The organism is Streptomyces sp. NPDC037100 (assembly GCF_055606225.1).
Window position 1 is genome coordinate 143,250 of the sequence record NZ_JBVJSX010000014.1, and the last position, 20,415, is coordinate 163,664.

Below are 20,415 nucleotides of genomic sequence, written 5' to 3' on the forward strand. Positions count from 1 at the left end.
TCACCCCGCCTGTTCGACAGGGAAGAGGTTGACGTCGTCGGGGTCGGCGGTGACTCCGACCCGCTCGCCCGCCACCGGGCCGCGGCCCGCCGGGACCTCGAGCCGCACCAACGGTGCTTCCTTGCCGTCGATGCGCACGCCGGCGCGGACCAGGGTGCCGACGTAGGTGGCGGTCTCGACCGTGCCGGTACAGAAGCCGTCGTCGGTGGCGCAGGCCCGCAGCCGGCCCGGCTGCACGGCGACCTTGACCTGCGTGCCGGAGGCCAGTTGGTGGCGGCGTGCCTTGAGCAGGCCTCCGCTGTTGTCGAGGCGTACCAGGGTGTGCGCGTCGGTGTGCTGCTCGATGCGGCCGGGAAGGAAGTTGGCCGCGCCGAGGAAGTCCGCCACGAACGGGGTCTTCGGACGCTCGAACAGTTCTCTCGGGCTGTCGAACTGCTCGATGAGGCCGTTGCGCATGACCGCGATGCGGTCGGACATGACCAGCGCTTCTTCCTGGTCGTGCGTCACGTAGATGACGGTCAGGCCCAGTTCCTTCTGGATGGTCTTGATCTCGACCTGGAGCTGGTCGCGCAGCTTCTTGTCCAGGGCACCCAGCGGTTCGTCCATGAGGATGACCGGCGGACGGTAGACCAGCGCCCGGCACAGGGCGACACGCTGCTGCTGACCACCGGACAGCTCACGCGGCTTACGCCCGGCGAAGCGGGACAGGCCGGCGATCTCCAGGGTCTCCCCCACCCTGCGGCGGATCTCGTCCTTGCCCACCCCACGCAGAGTGAGCGGGAAGGCGACGTTCTCCTGCACGGTCATGTGCGGGAAGAGCAGGTACTGCTGGAAGACGAAACCGAGGTTGCGCTTCTGCGGCGCCAGGCGTGTGACGTCACGGCCGCCGACGGTGATGGTGCCGGAGTCCGGCTCACAGAACCCGGCGATCATCATCAGCGTCGTGGTCTTGCCCGATCCGGAGGAGCCGAGGAAGGTGACGAACTCCCCCGCCGCGATCTCCATCGAGGCCTCGTCCACAGCGACGACGTCCCCGTAGGTCTTGCGCAGGCCCACCACCGACAGCGCCTTGCCGGTCGCGGTGGTCCGAGTGCCTCCGGCCGGTGTGACGGACGGTGCGGCGATACCGAATTCAGCCACGAGCCCACTCCAACCAGCGCTTGGTGATGGCCGCTTCGTTCTTCAGCCACCAGTCGACGTCCGCGTCGAAACCCTTGTCGTAGTACTTCGGCGCACCCGCGGACGCGTCGCGCTGCTCCTCGGTGAGCTTGGCGTAGGCCACCGGGGACGACGGATTCGACGGGAAGAACTTGACCAGGTTGGCCTGGCTCTCGGCACGCAGGGAGAAGTCCATCAGCTGGTAGGCGGCATCCAGGTTGGCCGCGCCCTTGGCGATGGCGTAGCCCGAGAACTGACGGCGCATCCCATTGAGCTGACGCTCCACCGGCACACCCTGCTTCTGAAGATCAGCCAGCCGGCCGTCCCAGACGGTGGACATCGTCACTTCCTGGCGGCTCAGCAGCACGCCGGGCAGCGGGCCGCTGTCCCAGAACTTCTTGATGTCGCCCCGCAGCCGGGTCAGCACCTTGAAGGCACGGTCCACATCAAGGGGGTAGAGCTTGTCCATCGGCACGCCGTCGGCCAGCAGCGCGAACTCCAGCTCCGGCAAGTCACCGTCCGGGTGGACCATCGCCCGGGAACCCTGGAACTCCTTGGTGTCCCAGAAGTCCGCCCACGACTCCGGCTTCTTACCGTCGAAGGCATCCGTGCGGTACCCGATGCACTGCCCGTAGAAGCTGTGGCCGACGGAATGATCGGTGATCTGCGCCTTAGGGATCTTCGCGCTCTTCAGGCTCTTGAGCCGGTCGAGGTCCAGCGCCTCCAGCGCGTCCTGCTTGACGTACTTGGTGTGCGACATCATCGAGTTGTTGATCAGGTCGCACTGCGGCCGGCCCTGCTTGATCTGCGCCAGCAGCGGAGCATCGTCCAGGTTCAGCACCTTGACCTGGATACCGGTCTCCTGCGTGAACGGCGTGTAGATCGCCTTCTGCAGCGCAGCACCGTAAGAACCACCGCTGTCGCGGACGACCACTGTCTTGCCGCCCTTCCCACCGGTGCTGGTGGAAGCGCTGCGGCTGGTGCCGGTACCGCAGGCGCTGAGGGCGGTCGCGGCGGCGAGACCCGCCGTGGCTCCGCCGACGCCGCGCAGGAAGAGCCTGCGGTCTATACGGGCGTCTCTCATCGTGTGCCTCCTGGGGTGTTGCTAAGGGGAAAGAGGGACGGCTGGGGATGGGGCTCCAGGGCCGTGCATGCCGTGGAAGAGCCATTCGCCGGCCAAGGCGTGGACCGTGTGCTCCCCGCCGCCGGCCGGGTCGATGGTGCGGCCGAGGACGGCGCCCTCGGTCCGGTACTCAGAGTTCTGGGCGGGCGTCGCCGACGAGTTCGGCGGGGGTTCTCGGGCTGTCCGTGCGGGACGGTGTGCGTCGCGTGTCAGATGCCGAGCATGATGTTGAGGTCGTTCAGGGACTTCACCCTCACGTAGTCGTAGCCGTGGGTCACCGGGTCGTAGCCGCGGTCCAGGAGGATCAGGTTGCGGAAGCCCATGTCGTGCATCGGCATCAGGTCGTAGCGGGTGTGCGAGGAGACGTGCACGAAGTCCTCGGGCGACGCGTCGAGCTGGTCGAGCATGTACTCGAAGGCGGCGTAGCGGGGCTTGTAGTAGCCGGCCTGCTCCGCGGTGAACACCGCGTGGAAGTCCGCCCCGAGCCTGGGCACGCTCTCCTTCAGGAAGGAGTCGTCGGCGTTGGACAGGATCACCAGCTTGTAGTTCTCACCCATCTTCTTCAGTGGCTCGGGGATGTCCGCGTGCGGGCCCCAGCTGCGCACGCCGTCCGCGAACCGCTTGCCCGCGTCCGGGGCGGCCTTGATGCCCCACTTGCGGCAGACCCGCTCGAACGAGTCGTGCAGCACCTGCTCGTAGGCGTAGTACTCGCCGCGGACCTGGTCATAGCGGTAGCCGCGGAACTCCCGCACGAACTGGTCCCACTGCTCCGCGGGAATCTGGTCGCCGACGAGTTCACGCGTGATGGGGGTGATCGGGTATTCGATCAGCGTCCCGTAGCAGTCGAAGGAGACGTACTTCGGCCGGAACTGCATCGAGGGAATGAGCATGGGAGTGCTCCCTGGAGCCGGGGAACTGAGTAGCTTTCAGTTCAGTATTTGTCAGATTTTTTCGGGCGCGCCCGGGGCGGACTCGCCGGAGCGGAGGTGAAGTTGCCGTGGATCAGGGGGCGCCGACGCCGGCCGGTGCGAGGAAGCCGACGGGGTGCTCGGTGGTGCCGTCGAGTGCGAGGTCGGCGGCGATCTCGCCCATGGCGGGCGAGAGTTTGAAGCCGCTGCCGGAGAAGCCGGCCATGACGATGATGTCGTCCTCGCCGGGGAGGTGGCCGACGAGCGGGTTCCCGGAGGTGGTGTAGCCCTCCATGTAGACGGACAGCCTGATGGGGTCGGGGTTCAGATCGGGCATCAGTTCGGCGATGAGCTCGCGGAAGGTGGCGAGTTCCTCCGGGCGCACCGTGCGGTCGAGCCGTTCGGGGTCGGGTACCGGCAGATAGCGGGCGAAGGAGAGGCCCAGCTTGACGGAGATGCCGTCGGGGGACGGGAGGCCGTAGCAGTCGTGGGGGGCGCTGCGCACGAAGGCGGGGGCGCCGCCCGCGAACCAGTCGTGGCGGGTGGGGAGGTGCCAGGAGCTGATCAGCCGGCGGACGTCGACCGTTCGCGGCAGGTCCGGCAGCAGGGTGTTGATCCACGGACCCACTGTCACGACCGCGGCGTCCACGTGGTCCGTGCCGTGATCGGTGACGATGTGCACCCCGCCGCCCGCCGCGGGGGTGACCTCCCGCACCGGGGTGTAGCGGTGCAGCCGGGCGCCGAGTTGCTCGGCGCGAGTGGCCGCGGCCTGGATGGACGCCTCGGGCCTGATGACGGCGCCCAGCCGGTCGAGGACGGCGGTGTGCCCGTCCGGAAGGCGGTGCTGCGGGTAGCGGCGGGCGAGTGCCTCCTCGTCCAGTACCTCGTGATCCAGCCCGTGGGCGGCGCTGGCCGAGACGAGGAGGCGCATGGACGGCGAGTCGGCCTCACCCATCACGAGGCAGCCGCTGCGGCGCCGCAGCGGGAAGCCCGTCTCGCGCTGGAGCCGGTCCCACATCCGGTCCGCGAGGTTCAGCAGCGGGATGTACCCGGGTTCGCCGAGGTGCACGGCACGGAAGATGCGGCTCTCGCCCCCGGCCGCGCCTCGGTCGTGTCCCGGCGCGTACCGGTCGTAGCCGATGACCTCGGCTCCGCGGGCGGCCAGACGCCACATGACCTGGCTGCCCATGGTGCCGGCACCGATCACGGCGACGCGCTTCGGGATGCGCATGAGGTCGTCCTTTCGCCGGGTGTGGTCCGGGTGGCGGTGGTGCCCCAGCACGGTGCGGAAACCGGGTGGACCTTTCCGATTCAGGTCCCGCTGGGGATGGCGTTCACTTTCGGCCCGGGAGAACACGCAGGTCAACCCACACTCTGTTCCGGCTTCGGACCTTCTCGAGACGTTCTGTCACGGCGAACGGTCACGCTTCGGAAAGTGTCCGTCCCCCTCTTGTCACGGTGAGTGGCCGATGCGAAGGTGACCCCGACCCCTCGCACGAAAGCATCCCCTATGCCGCCGAGACATCCCGCAGCCGGGCACTTCCCCAGCATTACGGAGGTACTGCGCTTGCCCGTGCTCGCCGAGGGGATGCCGCGCGTCCTGGCCGGCGAGTCACAGCTGGACCGTGCGGTGCGCTGGGTGCACGTCACGGAACTGCTCAACCCCGCCGACTTCCTCGAGGGCGGCGAGCTGGTGCTGACGACCGGCATGCCCTACCCGGAGGACGCCTCCGAGCTGCGTGGCTACGTCGACCAGCTCGCCGACGTCCGTGCGGCCGGCCTGATCGTGGAGCTCGGGCACCGGTACCGGAAGGTTCCCGACGAGCTGGTGGCGGCCTGCCGTGCCCGGCAGCTGCCCCTGATCGAGCTGGCCCGGGGCGTCCGGTTCATCGACGTCACGCAGACGGTGCACGCGCTCATCCTCGACGCCCAGGGGGCACTGCTGCGCCGCGGGAGGGACGTCCAGGACATCTTCACCGCCCTGACGCTGCGGGGCGCCGACCCGGAGGAACTGGTGCACACCACCGCGGAGCTCACCGGAGCCCCGGTGGTGCTGGAGGACCTCAACCACCGGGTCCTGATGTGCGAACTGCTCGGCCGGCCGTACGAGCCGGTGGTGTCGGCCTGGTCGCGGCGTTCCCGGGCCGCGCCGACCCCGGAGAAGATCACGCCGAGCGGCCCGGAGGGCTGGCTGATCGCGCCCGTGCAGGACGCCCACGGGCCGTGGGGGCGGCTGGTCCTGCTGGAGGGCCGACTGAACGCCGAGCCAGACCCGGAGCACGTCCTGGTCCTGGAGCGCGCGGCGGTCGCCCTGACCATGGCGCGGCTGGCCGGACCGGCCTGGTGGGAGCGCCGGGCCCACCGCTGCGTGCTGCGAGACCTGTACGAACGGCGCTTCCGCTCCCCCGCGGACGCCCGTGCCCGCGCCGAGGCCCTGGGGCTGCCGGCCTTCGGGCACCGCCTCTTCGCCGTCGTCATCCGCCATGCCCATCGCGGCGGCGAGGCCGAACAGCTCGACGAACGGATCGCCAAGGCACTGACGCAGACCGGCATCCGCGCCCTGGTCGGTGAGACGGCCCCGGGCCGGATCGGCATACTCCTCGCACTGGCGCAGGCCAGCGCCTGGCAGCCGGTCGCCGAGCGAATCGGCCGTCTCGCACGCGAGGAACTCGGCGAGGGAGCCGTCGTCGCCGTCGGCCCAGGGGTGACCGACCTCTCCGGGATCGCCCGGTCGTGGCAGGAAGCCGAGCAGACGGCCGAGGCCGTCACTCCGGCGTCCTCACAACGGTGGTTCCACGTACCCGCCGATGTGGGGCTGCCGGAACTCCTCGGCGTCATGCGCGAGGACACTCGCCTCCAGCGGTACGCGGAACGGCAGCTGACCCGTCTCATCGAGCACGACGACCGCAACGGCGGCGACCTGCTGCCCGCGCTGCGCGCCTATCTGACGGCCGCCGGGAACAAGTCGGTCGCGGCGAAGCTGGCCGGCATGTCGCGGCAGGCCTACTACCAGCGCCTCCACACCATCGAACGGCTCCTGGGCTGCGACCTGGAATCAGGTGTGCAGCGCACGTCCCTGCACGTCGCGGTGCTGGTTCTGGACGCGGGCGGAAGCGCTGTACCGGGCAGCTGACGGGCACGCCGGCTGCCGTGCGGGTGGCACCCGTGAGACGCCCTGCGTGCGGTGGGCCTCACCGTCGCATCCGGGGCAGCCGGACGCGAGACCGGGGCAACCGGACACGAGACCGGGGCAACCGGACACGAGACCGGGGCAACCGGACACGAGACCGGGGCAACCGGACACGAGACCGGAGCAACCGGACGCGAGACCGGGGCAACCGGACGCGGGACCGGGGCAACCGGACGCGAGACCGGGGCAACCGGACGCGAGGGGCGATCGGTCCCCGTCCCCTGCCCAGGCCGTTCGGCCCGTGGTGCGCCGCGGGCGATGTGCGCCCGCGACTCCGAGTCCGGCCGTGCGATCGCGGACCGGGTCGGACGGGTGGTCGCCCACCGGCTGCACGCGTCGCGGGTCCGGCTGCTCGATCTGTACGCCCCCCCCCACGGCAGCGGCAGCGGCAGGACGCTGTGAGCGGCCAGGGCGTGTACACGCTCAGACCACGGTGATGCGGCGCCCGGTGACGGTGACGGGTTCGATGCGCAGCCACAGGTCGCGCCGGCCTCCCGCCCAGGGGGTGCTGTACGCCTGCTCTTCGAGGCGGGCGACCTCGTCCGGGTCCGTCACGGTCGTCGCGGGTCCCCGTACCAGCACGCTCCATCCCTCGCTGAACGCCTCGTCGATGCGGTCGGCCTCGAAGGCGACCCGGTGGCCGTCCGCCTGTGCCGGGGTCGTTCCGGGCGCGGTGCGGAAGACGATGCCGCCGTCGACGACGCTGTAGTTGACCGGTACGACGACAGGCCCGGAGTCCGCGGACACGGCGAGGCGTCCCACCCCGTGCGTGGAGAGCAGGGAGCGGCACTCCGCTTCGGTCAGTTCCGTGAAGCGGGGTGTGCGGGCGGCCCGGCCGAGGCCGGGAGGCAGCTCGGTGTCGCCACCGGTCAGATGCCACACGGTGGTCTTGAGCGCCCCTGCCAGCCGCAGGAGGGTGCCCGCGCCCGGGTCGGCCGGCGGTCGCTCCTCCAGGTACTGCAGGTAGGCCGACGACATGCCCGCCCGTGCGGCCGTCTCCTGCCGGCTCAGGCCGAGTTCGGTACGCCGCTGGGTGATCCGCCGCCCGAGGTCGCCCATCGGGCGTCCTTCCACGGCATGTGACGAGGCCCGTTCGGTCATGGCGCGTCACCTCTCTCCTTCGTCAGGCCGCCCGGTAGGGGACGACTTCCTCGTGCGGCTCCTCGCCCAGCACGACCTTGAGCGCTCCGGTGTCGGCGGCCCGGGCGAAGACGTCGTACGCCTCCTCCATGTGGGTCAGCGGGAAGGTGTGCGTAACCAGTTGCCCGGTGGGCAGGTGGCCCGCCGCCATCCGGAGCAGGGTGGGGGTGGAGTACGTGTCCACCAGCCCGGTGGTGATGTTCTTGCCCCAGCACGGTGCCCGGCCGGACCTCGGGGACGTCGCCTTTGAGGATGTGCAGGTCCGTTCCGCAGACGGTGACGGCGTCGACGCGCACGATGGCGTCGGTCGCCTCCTGGACACCCGGGTCCGGGACGTCCTCCCAGGCGGACTGTCCGGGGCCGTGGAAGACGTAGCCCTTCATGGCGGTACCCCCTGACTGGCGCGGGCAACATGTCTGGTTTGCTCCGTAGTTCCAGCTTGGCGCGGATCGGTGGGACGCGCTTGGGCCGGTCGGCCCCGGCCACCGGCTCGTCGGGGCACTGCGGGGGCGTCCGGACGGGATTTCGCACCTTGTGAGTCCGTCCGGTCCGGGTGGACAGGGGCCGATCGGCCCTACCACAGGGACCGCCCAGCGGGCTTGGCTCGGACCATGCCCGACAACCCCGGCAGGTCCACGCCGCCGCCACCGGAGCAGACGACACACGTCGTGACCCTGCACGGCGAGCTCGACCTGCTCGCCGCACCGGCCCTGAGGGCGCGCCTCGACAGGGTGACGGCCGGCCCCTGTCCCGACCTGATACTGGACCTGCGTCCGGTGTCGTTCATCGACTGCGCCGGGCTGGGAGTCCTGTGCCGGGTGCGGAACCGCGTTCGCGCACGGCACGGCCGGCTGCGTCTGGTCACCGGCGGCACTGTCCTCCCGCGCGTCCTGTGGCACACCGGTCTGGCCGGGGTCTTCGAGGTGCTGTCCGGCCTGCCGGTGGAAGTGGCCGACACGCCCGCCACGGGTGCCGTCGACGGTGCGGCGCTCTGATCGGGTCACACGAGGGCCGGCACGTCACACCAGAGCCGGCTCGCGGCCGATCTTCGCCGCCCATGCCTCGATCCACTCGAAGTGGGTTCGGCCGGGGGCCCGATCGGCCCGGGCCGGAATCACGCCCTCTCGGGGACGACGGCGACGGGACAGGCCGCGTGGTGCAGCACGGCATGCGTGACGCGGCCGATGTGGAGGCCGAAGCGTCCGGCGGGCTGCCGGGCGCCGACCACGAGCAGGGCGGCATCGGCCGAGGCGTCGCGCAGCACGGCGCGGGCCTGTCCTTGGACGATCCGTCGGCGTACCTCGACGTCCGGGTGTTCCTCGGCCGACGCGCGCAGCCCGGTCTCCAGGGCTTCGACGGCCCGCTGCCGGTGCACCCGGGCCGGTTCGCCGTTGGGTCGGGGGTGCTCGGCGGCCTCGTACGCGGGGCGGTGCCAGGCCCGTACGGCCTCGACCCTGGCCCCGCGCCGGGCCGCCTCGCGGAAGGCGAACCGCACCGCCTCGGAGTCCGCCGGCTTGTCGGGGACCCCGACGACGACGGGGCGGCCCCTTCCGCTCCCGGGCCGGTTGTCCTGGTCGCCGCGCACCACGATCACCGGGCCGTCGGCCCGCCCGGCGACGGCGAGGCCGACCGAACCCAGCAGTGCCTCGGCGGCGCTGCCGCGGCCACGCGAGCCGAGGACCAGCGCCGCGGCCCTGCCCGCCGCCCGACGGAGTACGGGTATCGGGCCCTCGGGCACGACCTCGGTGGTGACCTCCAGGCCGGGCACCCGTGCCCGGGCCCGCTTGGCCGCGGCCGCCGCGAGGACGCCGGTGAGCAGCCGTTCCGACGCAGGCGCCCGTCCGGCGGGGAAGACAGCGTGCTCGTAGAGCTCCCACAGCGACGCGTGCACCACATGCAGCGGGACCCGGCGCAGCGCGGCCTCGTCGGCCGCCCAGTCCACGGCCCGCAGGCTCGCCTCGGAACCGTCCACGCCGACGACCAGCGGGTGGTCCATCGTCCTCATCCCTTCTCGGCGTCCGGCACGAGCCTCGCCTCCGCCGGGCCGTACGGCCCGGCGTGCCGCGTCAGGTGTGCGACCACGGCGACGGGCGCGGCGGCACGGTGCGGCACGGCGTTCGTGACGTGGCCGATGTGCGCCCCCGACGGGTGGCGGCGGTTCCGTCGCCCCACGACGACCGGGGAGGCCTCCCACGAGGCGGTGATCAGGTGCTCCGCCGGGCTGCCCGAGGTCTCGGGCGAACCGGCGAGGCCGACGGTGATCGTGCGGGACATACCCTCCACCTCCGGGGGTGGGCCTGAGAGTACGAGTGTCGCTTCGACAGGCCGGGGCGGTGCAGGGGCCACAGGTCCCGGACCGAGTCCGACCGGCCCACCACTCCGGCCGGAGCGCGGCCCGTCATGGCCGGAGAGCACTGCCCGGTCGGCATGACGGGGGCCGATCGGCCCTGGTGAGCAGGCAGTCGGTCGTTTTGGAACCAAGAGCGAGCTGGTTCCGCCCGCATGCACGGTGGCGGGCACAGGGGTGATCCTCGAAGAGAGAGCCCACGACGTCGGCACGCCGTGAGGTCCGGACCGTTCGCCCTGCGGCTCTGCGACCGCCCGCCGCAAGTGTCCAGCCTCTTCCGGAACGGAGGCCGCCGCCATGCAACCCACCGTGGGGCTGGACGGCTCACCGGAAGTCTCACCGCTTCGGCCCGCTCGGTATGCGAGGACCCCCAGAACCGCACCTCGCGAGTGCCGAGGCGGGCGTGGCGGCCCCCGCGGGAGCCGGGCTACTGATGTTCGGCCGACGCAGGCACCGCCCTGGCCCGGCGTCCCACCTGGGTGTCGTCTCGGAAAGGGAGACCGTCATGAGCGAACAGGAGCCGCTCGCCCCTGCTGAGGCCTGGCGAGCTGTGGCCGCATGCTTCCTCTCCTGCTGGGTGCTGCTAGCCGGCGCCGGATCCACTTGCCGCGAGAACGGGTGGTAACGCGCATCAGCTTCGCCGACGGCACCTCGGCCCGGGTGTACCGGGAGACCCGCCTCGGCAGCAGGCCGGCGAGCGCGAGGTCTGCCTCGACTGCACAACCGGTGCGGGGTGCCGGAGCGTACGTCATCGTGCACGTCGGTTTCGCGATCACCGAGGTCGACGAAGCCGGGGCGCGGCGCACGCTCGACGCCCTGCGGGCGATGGCGGACGCCGTGGAGACAGAGCTCGGCGAACCACTGCCGTGAGGGCCGGCCCGGGACCGTCGGGCCCACCGCCGTGCCCGTTCGGCCCATCGGCCCACCGCTTCGCGAGGACGAGGCTGAAAGTGCAGACCTGCCGACGAGAGGCACACCATGACCGCCGTCCCGGCATCCGGCGAACGGGTGCACGCCCTGCTCACCGACGGTACGACGGTGTGCGTACGGCCCGCGGGACCGGACGATCAGGAGGCCGTCCTGCGGCTCTACACGGAGATGTCGGACGCGAACCTGCGGCTGCGCTTCTTCTCGGTGAGCCGGCGCTCCGCCGAGCAGGCGGCCGCCCGGGTAGCCCGGCCGGCCGGCTCCGGCTACCGGGCGCTCGTCGCCGAGCACGGCGGCCGGATCTTCGGAATCGCCGAGTACGAGATCGACGACGCCAAGACGCCCGACCGCGCCGAGATCTCGCTCGCCGTCAGCGACGGTCGCCACCACCGTGGAGTGGGCACCCTGCTGCTGGAGCACCTGATCTCCGCGGCCCGCGCGCACGGCATCACGACATTCACTGCGGACGCGCTCGCCGAGAACCACGAGGTGCTCAAGGTCTTCGCCGACCTGGGGCTGCGCGCCGAACGGCATTTCGAGGGGCCGGAGGTGCGCTGCCTGATCCCGCTGGACGACACGGAGACCTACCGCACGAGCGTCGAGCACCGCGGGCAGGCCGCGGATGTGGCCAGTCTGACGCCGCTGCTGCGGCCCCGGTGCGTGGCCGTCGTCGGCGCCGGCCGCAGGCCAGGATCGGTGGGCCGGGCCCTGCTGCACAACGTGGCCACGGGCCGGTTCACAGGCCATCTGTACGCGGTCAACCCGGCAGCGCAGGCGATTCTCGGTATGCGCGCCCATCCGGCCGTGAACGCCCTGCCACGGATCCCCGACATTGCGGTGATCGCCGTACCGGCTGAGGGTGTCGCGCACGTCGCGGAGGAATGCGGGCGGTTCGGTGTCCGTGCCCTGCTGGTCGTCTCCGCCGGGCTCGACGCCGAGCAGTCCAAGGCTCTGCTGGCAGCCTGCCGTGACCACGACATGCGCCTCGTCGGCCCCAACTGCCTGGGCCTGGCCAACACCGAGGACCGGATCCGTCTCGACGCCACCTTCGCCGCCGCCCACCCCGCGCCGGGCAGCGCCGGGGTCGCCGTGCAGTCCGGCGGGGTCGGTATCGCCCTGCTCGGTGGTCTGGAGCGGCTCGGCATCGGCGTGTCCAGCTTCGTCTCACTCGGCGACAAGTACGACGTCAGCGGCAACGACATGCTCCAGTGGTGGGAGTCCGACGGGCGCACCGACCTGGCGCTGCTGCACCTGGAGTCCTTCGGCAATCCGCGCGCCTTCTCCCGCACCGCACGCCGTGTCACCCGCCGCATGCCCATCCTGACCGTCGACGCGGGCCGCACCGAGGCGGGCCGCCGTGCCGCCGCTTCGCACACCGCCGCGGCCGCCACGACGACCATGACCCGGCGCGCGCTCTTCGCCCAGGCCGGGATCACCGCCACCCGCACGATCCCCGAACTGCTGGAGACGGCCGCCCTGTTGCACTCCCAGCCGTTGCCCGCAGCAAGCCGGGTCGTCGTGGTGACCAACGCGGGTGGCGCCGGCGTGCTGGCAGCGGACGCCTGCGCGGAGGCAGGACTGGCCCTGCCCGCGCTGCCACCCGGCCTGGCCGAGGATCTGCTGGCCGTGCTGCCGCGGGGCGCGAGCACCGCCAACCCCGTCGACGCGACGGCGGCGGTCTCCGAGGAGCAGTTGCGTGCCTGTCTGGACCGGCTCGCAGCCCACGACGGCATCGACGCGGTACTCGTCGCACTGGTGCCCACCGCCGTCGCGGCCGCGACCGGCGACGTCCTGGTCACGGCCCTGACCCACGCCCCGGAACGCCGCTCCCGCACCATCGCCGCCGTCCTCCTGGACCAGGACGTCCCGGTGCGGCTGCTGCCCTCGGACACCGGCCGGGTGCCGGCGTACGCCGACCCGCAGGCCGCGGCCCGCGCACTCGCCCATGGCGCCGAGCGCGCCCGTTGGCTGGCCCGGCCGCCCGGCACCGTCACTACTCCGGACGGCGTCGACACCGCGCGGGGCCGGGCCGTGGCCGACCGGTTCCTCACCCGGCATCCCGACGGAGCCTGGCTCGATCCACGCACCTGCGCCGAGCTTCTCGACTGCTACGGCATACCCCAGTCGCCGTGGGCGTGGGCGGAGACCGAGGACGAGGCGGTGTGGGCCGCCGACCGGCTCAAGGGGCCGGACGGGCATGTGGTCCTCAAGGCCCACTGGCCGGGCCTCGTGCACAAGACCGCCCGGCACGCGATCCACCTGGACCTGCGCGGCGACGCTCAGGTGCGCGCGGCCTTCCGGGACTTCGATGTCCGCTTCGGTCACCTCATGACGGGGGCCGTGGTCCAGCCGCTCGCCCCGCGCGGCATCGAGTTGTTCGCCGGTGTGGTCCAGGACGAGGTGTTCGGGCCGCTGATCCTGTTCGGGCTCGGCGGTACGTCGACCGAGGTGCTGGCCGACCATGCGGCCCGCTTGGCCCCGCTCACCGACCAGGACGTGCACGACCTGATCACCGCGCCGCGCTGCGCGCCCCTCCTTCTGGGGGGTGACGGCTCCGGCCCGGTCGATCTCGCGGGGCTGGAGCAGTTCCTGCTGCGGCTGTCGCGGATGGCGAGTGACCTGCCGCAGTTGGCGGAGGCGGATTTCAATCCGGTGCTCGCCCTGCCCGAGCGCGTCACCGCCCTCGACGCCCGGATCCGGCTGCTGCCACGCCGCACACACGATCCCTATCTGCGCCGCCTCCGATGAACGCGCGCAGCACGGAAGGAAGGCGGGACGCCATGAAACACAGCAAGGTCGGTGCCCTGATGACGTCCGACGTCGTCCGCGCCGAGTACGGCACGCCGTTCAAGGAGGTGGCCCGGCTGCTCGCCGAGCACCGGATCAGCGGCCTGCCGGTGGTGGACGACGACGAGAAGGTCCTCGGTGTGATCTCCGAGACGGATCTGATGACGAGGCAGGCCGACGCTCCCGGCCCACCCGAGCCGCACCATCGGTTCCACCGGCTCGGGTGGACGCCGGGATCGCGCGCTCGTCGTGCCAGAGCACGGGCGCGTACGGCCGGACAGCTCATGTCCAGCCCGGCCATCACGGTCCACAGCGATGCGACCGTCGCCGAGGCGGCCCGCGTCATGGCACGCCACCGCGTCGAACGACTCCCGGTCGTCGACGGCGAGGAGCGGCTCGTCGGCATTGTCACCCGCCGCGATCTCCTCCAGGTCTTTCTGCGCCCCGACCCGGAGATCCGCTCGAGCGTTCGCAACGACGTCCTGGCCCGAGCCCTGTGGCTGACGCCCTACTCCGTCGATGTGGACGTCCACGAGGGCGTGGTCACGCTCACCGGGCAACTGGAGCGGCGCAGCGAGTGCGCCATGGCGGTGGAGATGTGCCGCCAGACGGACGGTGTGGTCGCGGTCGTCGACCACCTCACCCACCGCTTCGACGACTCCTGGCGCCAGCCCGACGAGCCGGCCCCGGAGGCGATCACCGGCAACTGGCTGCGCAGGTTGTGAGGAGGTGCAACAGTCATGAAGGGAAAGGTGCTGGTGGCCTACGGGTCCACCAACGGATCGACGGCCGAGATCGCCGAACGCATCCGGGAGGTTCTGGAGAAAGAAGGGCTGGCCGTGGACGTGCTGTCCGCGGCCGATGCCACCGACCTCGCGCCCTACGGCGCCGTCGTCCTCGGCGGCGGCCTGTACGCGGGCCACTGGCAGCGCGACGCCCGCCGCTTCGCACGACGACACCGCAAGGCCCTGACACAGCGGCCGGTGTGGCTGTTCAGCAGCGGGCCGCTGGACCCCTCGGCGTCCGAGCGGGACATCCCACCCGCGCCCGGGGTGCGACGGGTGGCGAACCGTGTCGACGCCCGGGGGCACATCACCTTCGGCGGACGTCTGGAGGGCGAGGTCAAAGGGCGCATCGCCCGGATGATCGTCAACTCGGGAAAGGGCGGAGACTACCGCGACTTCCAGCAGATCAGCCGCTGGGCGGCCATGGTGGCCCGGGACCTCACAGGCCCGGGGATCTGACCGGGGCGGCCGGAGCTGAGGGCGACCCTGCCGTGGCACAGGAAGACGTCGGCCGGGTCGTCGCCGGCCTCCGCCGAACGTAAGCCGCTCCGGGTCTCGGCCACGGTCCGGCCGACGTACTTGGTGCCTTCGTCGGACAGCTGCCTGTACAGCATGTGCAGGAAGGGCAGCATCTGGAGGAGGACGGCGGTCCGCAGATCCTGCTTGGTCCAGAGCTACGTCCCCGACCACGCGGCGCGCCTGCAGCACGGCGCCGCGGTCGGGGACTTCCTCCTTCGCCGCCGCGCCTGCAGCAGGGCGCCGAGGTCGGGGACTTCCTTCCTCGCCGGTCACTCGTGTGCCACGACCACGACGGGCGCCGTGGCGTGGTGCAGCACCGCATGCGTGACGGAACCTATGTGCGCGCCGAACGGGCTGCGCCGGATCCGCCGTCCCACGACGACGAGGGAGGCCTCGCGGGAGGCGTTGGCGAGTTCGCTCGCGGCGCTGCCGGCACGTGCCTCCTCGGACACCTCGACAGCCGGGTACTTGTGCCGCCAGGGACGCAGTACGTCGGTGAGCTCCTCCGCGTGCTTCCGGATCAGTTCGTCGTAGAAGCTGACGCCGTCGGAAAGACCGTAGACGTTGTACGGCGGCGGGTTCCAGCCGTGCACGACACGCAGGGCCGTGTCGCGACGGGCCGCCTCCTCGAACGCGAACACGATGACCGTGTTGTCGGGACTGCGGGTGTCGAGGCCCAGCAGGACCGGGCGGAACGGAGTCGCCGCCGACGGTATGCCGGCCGAGTCCATGCCGTGCTCGTCGGTGGCCTGTTCCCCGGCCCGCACCAGCACCACGGGCACGTCCGTACGGGCGACGACGGCCTGGCCCACGGATCCGACCATGAACCCACCGACCCCACTCATGCCGCGGGAGCCGAGGACCAGCAGATCGGCGTCCTCGGTCGCGCCGACCAGGGCGTCGGCGGGGCGGCCTTCCACGTGCACCGTGGTCACGTCCACCCCTGGGTGACGCGACCGGAGCCCCTCCGCGGTCTCGCGGGGGATCTGTTCGCTCCAGTGCTGCATGGTCTCGGGCCCGAGCAGCGGAGCCTGAGCCAGTGGATCGGGGACAGGCTCCCAGACATGAACCAAGCGCACGGGGAGACCACGCAGCTTGGCCTCACGAGCCGCCCACTCGGCAGCGGCCCGGCTTTCGGACGAACCGTCGAGGCCGACCATGATGGTGCGGGACATGCTGTCCACCTCCTGATCCGGGTTCCCGACTTCAGTGTCCTGCCGGGGAGCGCTCGCCGCGCGGGGCCTCTGGTCCCCGCCGGTGCCCGGTCGGCCCCATCGCCACGCTGCCGACCGTGCACCGCACACAGCCAGTTCCACGAGGAGCACGGTGGGCGCGGTCCCGAGGCAGACATCCCATTGACCGGCGCTCAGCGGGACCGTGCCGAAGACGGAGCGGGCCCAGGGCAGGTGGACGGTGATCGCCTGGACCGTGAGGACGCCGGCCTGCTCTTTCGTACTCCGGCCCGGACTGACGACACCCAGGGCAGGAGGCCGGCGGGCCCCGAGAATGCACCGACCGGCCCTATCGGACCGGCTCGGCCAAGGGCTGCTTCAGAGGCACGCACCACACCAGGGACACTCCTCCGCCGGCCGGGCTGGTCACCTCCAGCGTCCCGTTCAGCTGCTCCGCCCGTTCCGCCATGTTGCGCAAGCCGCTGCGGCGCCCACCGGGCGGGATGCCCACACCGTCGTCGGTGACTGAAAGCCTGATCTCACGGCCGTCGGTCTCCAGGACCACCTCGGCACGTCCGGCATGGGCGTGTCGCGCGACATTGGTCAGTGCTTCCGAAAGGACGGCGATCACGTGGTCGGAGATCTCCTTCGGCACCTGAGTGTCCAGGAGCCCCTCCATCCGCAGGCTGGGCGCGTAACCCAGCACGGGTGCCTTCTCCCCGACCACGCGCACAACGCGCGAGCGCAGGCCGGACTCGTCGGCTTGCTCGCGTGACCGCAGACCGAAGATCGTCGACCTGATGATCTTGATGGTCTCGTCGAGGTCGTCCACTGCGCGTGCGACGCGTTCCGACGCCTCGGGGTGCTCGATGAAACGGCCTGCGCTCTGCAGGGTCATACCGGTGGCGAAGAGTCTCTGGATGGCGAGGTCGTGCAGGTCGCGTGCGATGCGGTCGCGGTCCTGGAGCATGGCGATCTGCTCGACGTCCCGGCGGCGCTCGGCGAGCTCCATGGCGACCGCGGCCTGGGCGGCGAAAGCCTGGAGCGGCTTGATCTCCTTTTCCGTGAACACGGGATGTCCAGCTGCGCGCACCAGCAGGACGACACCTCGTACGCCCTCGCCGGTTCCTATCGGGACGGCGACCGCCGGCCCGAGGCCGGTGACCCGCGCGTGGTCGGCCGAGACCCGTGTGTCGCTCGCAAGGTCGGCGCTGGTGACAGGACTCCCGCCGGAGAAGGCCAGGCCGATCAGGCTCCCCTCCACCGGCAGCACCTGCCCGCGATGCGCGTCGGCTCCCTCGCCGATGGCGAGCTCCACGGTGAGGGCGTCGGCGTAATCCACCGGTACGGTGACCACCGCGAGAGCAGCTGACGTGATCTCCCGAGCCCGTTCGGCGATCAGCGCGAGAACCTCGCCACGCTCACTGCCGGACATCAGACTGTGCGTGATCTCCGCAATGACCTGAAGCCAGCGCTCGCGCAGCCGCGACTCCTCGTACAGGCGGGCGTTGTCGATCGCGACGCCTGCCGCGACCGCCAGCGTCGCGAGGACTGCCTCGTCCTCATCGTCGAAGCCCGCCCCGCCCCGCTTCTCGGTCAGGTACAGGTTGCCGAAGATCTGGTCGCGCACCCGGATCGGGACGCCCAGAAAGGTGTTCATCGGCGGGTGGTGAGCCGGGAAGCCGTAGGACGCCGGGTGCTCGGAGATCTTCGTCAGCCGCAGCGGTTCGGGGTGGCGGATGAGCTCGCCCAGGATGCCGTGGCCCTCCGGATAGTGGCCGATCTCAGCGATCTGCTCGTCGGTGACGCCCTCGGTGAGGAACTCCGACAGCCGCTCGCCGTCCGGCGTGATCACCCCCAGGGCGGCGTACTCGGCGTCGACGAGCAGCGCAGCGGCCTGCACGATGCTGCGCAGGGCCTGCTCAAGGTCGAGCTCCCTACCGACAGAGAGCACCGCCTCGAGGAGGCTGTGCACACTGTCGCGGGTGCCACGCGCCGCGTCCAAGCGAGCCTGCAGCTCCTCCAGCAGCTCGTCCAACCTCAGATGCGGTAGCCGCACGCGGGGTTGCTGGGACTCGCCGAAGCTTGCCACTGGTGAACCTCCAGGTCCCGACCGTCGTCCTGCGGCCCCGGCCGCCCGGGCCCGCCTCGGCCGTCACCAAGGCCATGGAGGCTGGCGGCGACCTGCTCGGCCGTGGGCGGCGGACGGTGGATGTGACTCATTCATTGTCGTACCGGCCGAAGACCTTGACCACCTTCGCCGGGCGCGAGTCAGTGCCCCTCCAGCCTGTCCCGGGCCTGAGTCTCTATGACGGCGGCCTGGGTCAGTGCCCCTCCAGCCTGTCCCGGGCCTGAGTCTCTATGACGGCGGCCTGGATGCGCCGTTCCACGCCGAGCTTGGCCAGGAGCCGGGAGATGTGGTTCTTCACCGTCTTCTCGGCGAGGTGGAGCCGCTCGCCGATCTGGCGGTTGGTGAGGCCTTCACCGATCAGCGTCAGGATCTCCCGCTCGCGCGCGGTGAGACCGTGCAACGCTTCGGGCTCCTCCTCGTGCTGCTCACCGCCCCCACGCAACCGGGCCATCAGTCGGGTGGTGGCGGACGGGTCGAGCAGCGACTGGCCGCGGGCCACCGTGCGTACCGCTGAGACCAGATCTGAGCCCTGGATCTGCTTCAGGACGTACCCGGACGCCCCGGCCATGATCGAGTCGAGCAGTGCCTCCTCGTCGTCGAAGGAGGTCAGCATGAGGCAGGTCAGCTCCGGCATGCGGGAGCGCAGCTCCCGGCACACGCTCACGCCGTCGCCGTCCGGGAGGCGCACATCGAGCACCGCCACCCGGGGGCGCAGAGCCGGGACGCGTACCAGAGCCTGCTCGGCGGTGGCGGCCTCGCCGACCACGGTGATGTCCGGCTCGTCGTCCAGCAGGTCGTGCACTCCGCGTCGTACGACCTCGTGGTCGTCCAGCAGGAACACCCGGACCGGGTCGTCCGGGCCGGGCCGCAGTTCGCTGTCCGCCATCGGAGGGCTCCTTACGCGTTCCTCGCCGGTGGCGCCCGTGAGCGCACCGGCGTCTCCATCGGATCCTTTTCGCTGCTGGGCCGAAAGAGCGGGGCCGATCGGCCCTCGGGCGCCTCCTCCGTGGTAGCGCTGTCCTGCTCACAGCCGCGGCAGAGGCGGAGGGAGCCGTTAATGGCGTGCGCCCCTGCCGGACGACGGCTGCTGGTGCTGCACCCGCCGCCCCACACAACCCCACGGTCAGGCCGCCGGAACGGCCAACTCGTCGTGGGGCGGCTCGCCGAGCACGATCTTGAGCGCCCCGGTGTCCGAGGCGTGCGCGAAGACCTCGTACGCCTCCTCCATCTGGTCCAGGGAGAAGGTGTGGGTCACCAGCGCCGCGGTCGGCACGCGGCCGGAGGCCGCCATCCTCAGCAGTGTGGGCGTCGAGGATGTGTCGACCAGTCCGGTCGTGATGGTCACGTTCTTGATCCACAGATCTTCGAGGTGCAGGGTCGCGGGCTTGCCATGGACACCGACGTTGGCCACGTGTCCGCCGGGCCGCACCATGCGCGTGCACATCTCGAAACTCTCCGGCACTCCCACGGCCTCGATGACCACGTCGGCGCCCAGGCCGTCAGTGAGGTCAAAGACCAGTTGCTCCGGGTCGTCGCGGACGGGGGCGACGGCGTCGGCGCCGAGCCGCCTGGCGGCCTCGAGCCGGGAGTCGGCGAGGTCCACGGCGATGATCCGCTCGGGTGAGTAGAGCTTGGCGGTGAGGATCGCGGCGAGTCCGATCGGCCCGGCCCCGACGACCGCGACCGTGTCACCGGGCCGTACGGCACCGTTCATCACGCCCACCTCGTAGGCGGTCGGGAAGATGTCGGCGAACAGGACGGCGTCCTGGCTCGTCAGGCCGCCCGGCAGCGGATGCACGGAGAGGTCGGCGTAGGGCACACGGACGTACTCCGCCTGCGTGCCGTCGATCAGATGACCGAGGATCCAGCCTCCGCCGCCCTGGCACTGGCCGTATGCGGCTTCCCGGCAGAAGCGGCAGCGGCCGCAGGCGGTGATGCAGGAGACGAGGACCCGGTCCCCCGGTCGTACGGTGCGCACGTCGCTGCCGGTCTCGACGATCTCGCCCACCGCTTCGTGACCCAGCACTGTGCCGGAAGGCACCTCCGGCACGTCGCCCTTGAGGATGTGCAGATCCGTGCCGCAGATGGTGACGGCGTCGACTCGGACGATGGCGTCGGTGGGGTCCTTGATGCCCGGGTCCGGGACCTCATCCCAGGCGGACTTTCCGGTGCCGTGGAAAACGAAGCCCTTCATGACCGTTCCTCCTTGGCGATGCCCCGCGAGTTCG

Annotated in this window: 18 protein-coding genes and 2 pseudogenes; 7 read left to right on the forward strand and 13 right to left on the reverse strand. The window is 71.2% G+C overall.

Annotated elements, in window-relative coordinates; all coding sequences use genetic code 11:
• From ACZ7EG_RS35070 to solA, 4 genes are all read right to left on the reverse strand, one after another.
• Entirely contained in the window at window positions 1-1,140 is a 1,140-nt protein-coding gene (locus ACZ7EG_RS35070) for an ABC transporter ATP-binding protein (protein ID WP_471088102.1), read from the reverse strand.
• Complete coding sequence (locus tag ACZ7EG_RS35075) at window positions 1,133-2,242, reverse strand: ABC transporter substrate-binding protein (protein WP_471088104.1); 1,110 nt, start codon at window positions 2,240-2,242, stop codon at window positions 1,133-1,135. The genes ACZ7EG_RS35070 and ACZ7EG_RS35075 overlap by 8 nt, the downstream gene beginning before the upstream one ends.
• Window positions 2,243-2,490: 248 nt before the next feature.
• On the reverse strand, window positions 2,491-3,171 hold the full coding sequence (locus ACZ7EG_RS35080; RefSeq protein ID WP_471088106.1) for a haloacid dehalogenase type II: 681 nt from the start codon (window positions 3,169-3,171) through the stop codon (window positions 2,491-2,493).
• A 112-nt stretch (window positions 3,172-3,283) separates the two neighbouring features.
• A complete protein-coding gene (gene solA / locus ACZ7EG_RS35085; RefSeq protein ID WP_471088108.1) occupies window positions 3,284-4,420 on the reverse strand; it encodes an N-methyl-L-tryptophan oxidase in 1,137 nt (378 codons plus the stop codon).
• A gap of 336 nt (window positions 4,421-4,756) precedes the next feature.
• On the opposite strand from solA, the gene ACZ7EG_RS35090 reads away from it, so the two are divergent.
• Entirely contained in the window at window positions 4,757-6,322 is a 1,566-nt protein-coding gene (locus ACZ7EG_RS35090; protein ID WP_471088110.1) for a PucR family transcriptional regulator, read from the forward strand.
• A gap of 315 nt (window positions 6,323-6,637) precedes the next feature.
• Window positions 6,638-6,781 (forward strand): hypothetical protein, encoded by a 144-nt coding sequence (locus ACZ7EG_RS35095; RefSeq protein WP_471088170.1) that lies wholly within the window; start codon window positions 6,638-6,640, stop codon window positions 6,779-6,781.
• Between the two features lie 21 nt (window positions 6,782-6,802).
• On the opposite strand, the gene ACZ7EG_RS35100 is transcribed toward ACZ7EG_RS35095, so the two are convergent.
• The 3 genes and pseudogenes from ACZ7EG_RS35100 to ACZ7EG_RS35110 all read right to left on the reverse strand — a co-directional run.
• Window positions 6,803-7,480, reverse strand: coding sequence for a helix-turn-helix domain-containing protein (locus tag ACZ7EG_RS35100; RefSeq protein ID WP_471088112.1), 678 nt, complete (start codon window positions 7,478-7,480; stop codon window positions 6,803-6,805).
• A gap of 22 nt (window positions 7,481-7,502) precedes the next feature.
• Window positions 7,503-7,703: a hypothetical protein gene (locus ACZ7EG_RS35105; protein WP_471088172.1), complete on the reverse strand. Its 201-nt coding sequence runs from the start codon at window positions 7,701-7,703 to the stop codon at window positions 7,503-7,505.
• Between the two features lie 16 nt (window positions 7,704-7,719).
• Window positions 7,720-7,902: pseudogene (locus tag ACZ7EG_RS35110) on the reverse strand (alcohol dehydrogenase catalytic domain-containing protein); the annotation flags it as partial.
• Between the two features lie 228 nt (window positions 7,903-8,130).
• On the opposite strand from ACZ7EG_RS35110, the gene ACZ7EG_RS35115 reads away from it, so the two are divergent.
• Window positions 8,131-8,514: an STAS domain-containing protein gene (locus ACZ7EG_RS35115; RefSeq protein ID WP_471088114.1), complete on the forward strand. Its 384-nt coding sequence runs from the start codon at window positions 8,131-8,133 to the stop codon at window positions 8,512-8,514.
• A 119-nt stretch (window positions 8,515-8,633) separates the two neighbouring features.
• On the opposite strand, the gene ACZ7EG_RS35120 is transcribed toward ACZ7EG_RS35115, so the two are convergent.
• Together ACZ7EG_RS35120 and ACZ7EG_RS35125 are read right to left on the reverse strand one after the other, a co-directional pair.
• Window positions 8,634-9,515: a universal stress protein gene (locus tag ACZ7EG_RS35120; RefSeq protein WP_471088116.1), complete on the reverse strand. Its 882-nt coding sequence runs from the start codon at window positions 9,513-9,515 to the stop codon at window positions 8,634-8,636.
• Between the two features lie 5 nt (window positions 9,516-9,520).
• Window positions 9,521-9,793: a universal stress protein gene (locus ACZ7EG_RS35125; RefSeq protein WP_471088118.1), complete on the reverse strand. Its 273-nt coding sequence runs from the start codon at window positions 9,791-9,793 to the stop codon at window positions 9,521-9,523.
• Between the two features lie 771 nt (window positions 9,794-10,564).
• On the opposite strand from ACZ7EG_RS35125, the pseudogene ACZ7EG_RS35130 reads away from it, so the two are divergent.
• The 4 genes and pseudogenes from ACZ7EG_RS35130 to ACZ7EG_RS35145 form a co-directional block, all read left to right on the forward strand.
• Window positions 10,565-10,736 (forward strand): annotated as a pseudogene (locus tag ACZ7EG_RS35130) (HypC/HybG/HupF family hydrogenase formation chaperone); the annotation flags it as partial.
• Between the two features lie 108 nt (window positions 10,737-10,844).
• Window positions 10,845-13,541: a bifunctional acetate--CoA ligase family protein/GNAT family N-acetyltransferase gene (locus ACZ7EG_RS35135; RefSeq protein ID WP_471088120.1), complete on the forward strand. Its 2,697-nt coding sequence runs from the start codon at window positions 10,845-10,847 to the stop codon at window positions 13,539-13,541.
• Window positions 13,542-13,573: 32 nt separating this feature from the next.
• On the forward strand, window positions 13,574-14,305 hold the full coding sequence (locus ACZ7EG_RS35140) for a CBS domain-containing protein (RefSeq protein WP_471088122.1): 732 nt from the start codon (window positions 13,574-13,576) through the stop codon (window positions 14,303-14,305).
• A 15-nt stretch (window positions 14,306-14,320) separates the two neighbouring features.
• Complete coding sequence (locus ACZ7EG_RS35145) at window positions 14,321-14,824, forward strand: flavodoxin domain-containing protein (protein WP_471088124.1); 504 nt, start codon at window positions 14,321-14,323, stop codon at window positions 14,822-14,824.
• A gap of 329 nt (window positions 14,825-15,153) precedes the next feature.
• On the opposite strand, the gene ACZ7EG_RS35150 is transcribed toward ACZ7EG_RS35145, so the two are convergent.
• The 4 genes from ACZ7EG_RS35150 to ACZ7EG_RS35165 all read right to left on the reverse strand — a co-directional run bounded on the left by ACZ7EG_RS35150 (window position 15,154) and on the right by ACZ7EG_RS35165 (window position 20,381).
• Complete coding sequence (locus ACZ7EG_RS35150) at window positions 15,154-16,059, reverse strand: universal stress protein (RefSeq protein ID WP_471088126.1); 906 nt, start codon at window positions 16,057-16,059, stop codon at window positions 15,154-15,156.
• A gap of 346 nt (window positions 16,060-16,405) precedes the next feature.
• Window positions 16,406-18,115 carry a sensor histidine kinase gene (locus ACZ7EG_RS35155; RefSeq protein ID WP_471088128.1) on the reverse strand — a complete coding sequence of 570 codons (1,710 nt, stop codon included), beginning with the start codon at window positions 18,113-18,115 and terminating at the stop codon, window positions 16,406-16,408.
• Window positions 18,116-18,380: 265 nt separating this feature from the next.
• A complete protein-coding gene (locus tag ACZ7EG_RS35160; protein ID WP_471088130.1) occupies window positions 18,381-19,073 on the reverse strand; it encodes a response regulator in 693 nt (230 codons plus the stop codon).
• Between the two features lie 237 nt (window positions 19,074-19,310).
• Window positions 19,311-20,381, reverse strand: coding sequence for a zinc-dependent alcohol dehydrogenase family protein (locus ACZ7EG_RS35165; protein WP_471088132.1), 1,071 nt, complete (start codon window positions 20,379-20,381; stop codon window positions 19,311-19,313).
• Window positions 20,382-20,415 lie beyond the last annotated feature (34 nt).

Bases quoted from the DNA above. Each gene is read 5' to 3' on its own strand.
- ACZ7EG_RS35135 (WP_471088120.1), top strand. From the start codon at position 10,845: ATGACCGCCGTCCCGGCATCCGGCGAACGGGTGCACGCCCTGCTCACC.
- ACZ7EG_RS35165 (WP_471088132.1), bottom strand. From the start codon at position 20,381: ATGAAGGGCTTCGTTTTCCACGGCACCGGAAAGTCCGCCTGGGATGAG.
- ACZ7EG_RS35160 (WP_471088130.1), bottom strand. From the start codon at position 19,073: ATGGCGGACAGCGAACTGCGGCCCGGCCCGGACGACCCGGTCCGGGTG.
- ACZ7EG_RS35125 (WP_471088118.1), bottom strand. From the start codon at position 9,793: ATGTCCCGCACGATCACCGTCGGCCTCGCCGGTTCGCCCGAGACCTCG.
- ACZ7EG_RS35145 (WP_471088124.1), top strand. From the start codon at position 14,321: ATGAAGGGAAAGGTGCTGGTGGCCTACGGGTCCACCAACGGATCGACG.
- ACZ7EG_RS35115 (WP_471088114.1), top strand. From the start codon at position 8,131: ATGCCCGACAACCCCGGCAGGTCCACGCCGCCGCCACCGGAGCAGACG.
- ACZ7EG_RS35095 (WP_471088170.1), top strand. From the start codon at position 6,638: ATGTGCGCCCGCGACTCCGAGTCCGGCCGTGCGATCGCGGACCGGGTC.
- ACZ7EG_RS35075 (WP_471088104.1), bottom strand. From the start codon at position 2,242: ATGAGAGACGCCCGTATAGACCGCAGGCTCTTCCTGCGCGGCGTCGGC.
- solA (WP_471088108.1), bottom strand. From the start codon at position 4,420: ATGCGCATCCCGAAGCGCGTCGCCGTGATCGGTGCCGGCACCATGGGC.
- ACZ7EG_RS35100 (WP_471088112.1), bottom strand. From the start codon at position 7,480: ATGACCGAACGGGCCTCGTCACATGCCGTGGAAGGACGCCCGATGGGC.
- ACZ7EG_RS35150 (WP_471088126.1), bottom strand. From the start codon at position 16,059: ATGTCCCGCACCATCATGGTCGGCCTCGACGGTTCGTCCGAAAGCCGG.
- ACZ7EG_RS35080 (WP_471088106.1), bottom strand. From the start codon at position 3,171: ATGCTCATTCCCTCGATGCAGTTCCGGCCGAAGTACGTCTCCTTCGAC.
- ACZ7EG_RS35120 (WP_471088116.1), bottom strand. From the start codon at position 9,515: ATGGACCACCCGCTGGTCGTCGGCGTGGACGGTTCCGAGGCGAGCCTG.
- ACZ7EG_RS35140 (WP_471088122.1), top strand. From the start codon at position 13,574: ATGAAACACAGCAAGGTCGGTGCCCTGATGACGTCCGACGTCGTCCGC.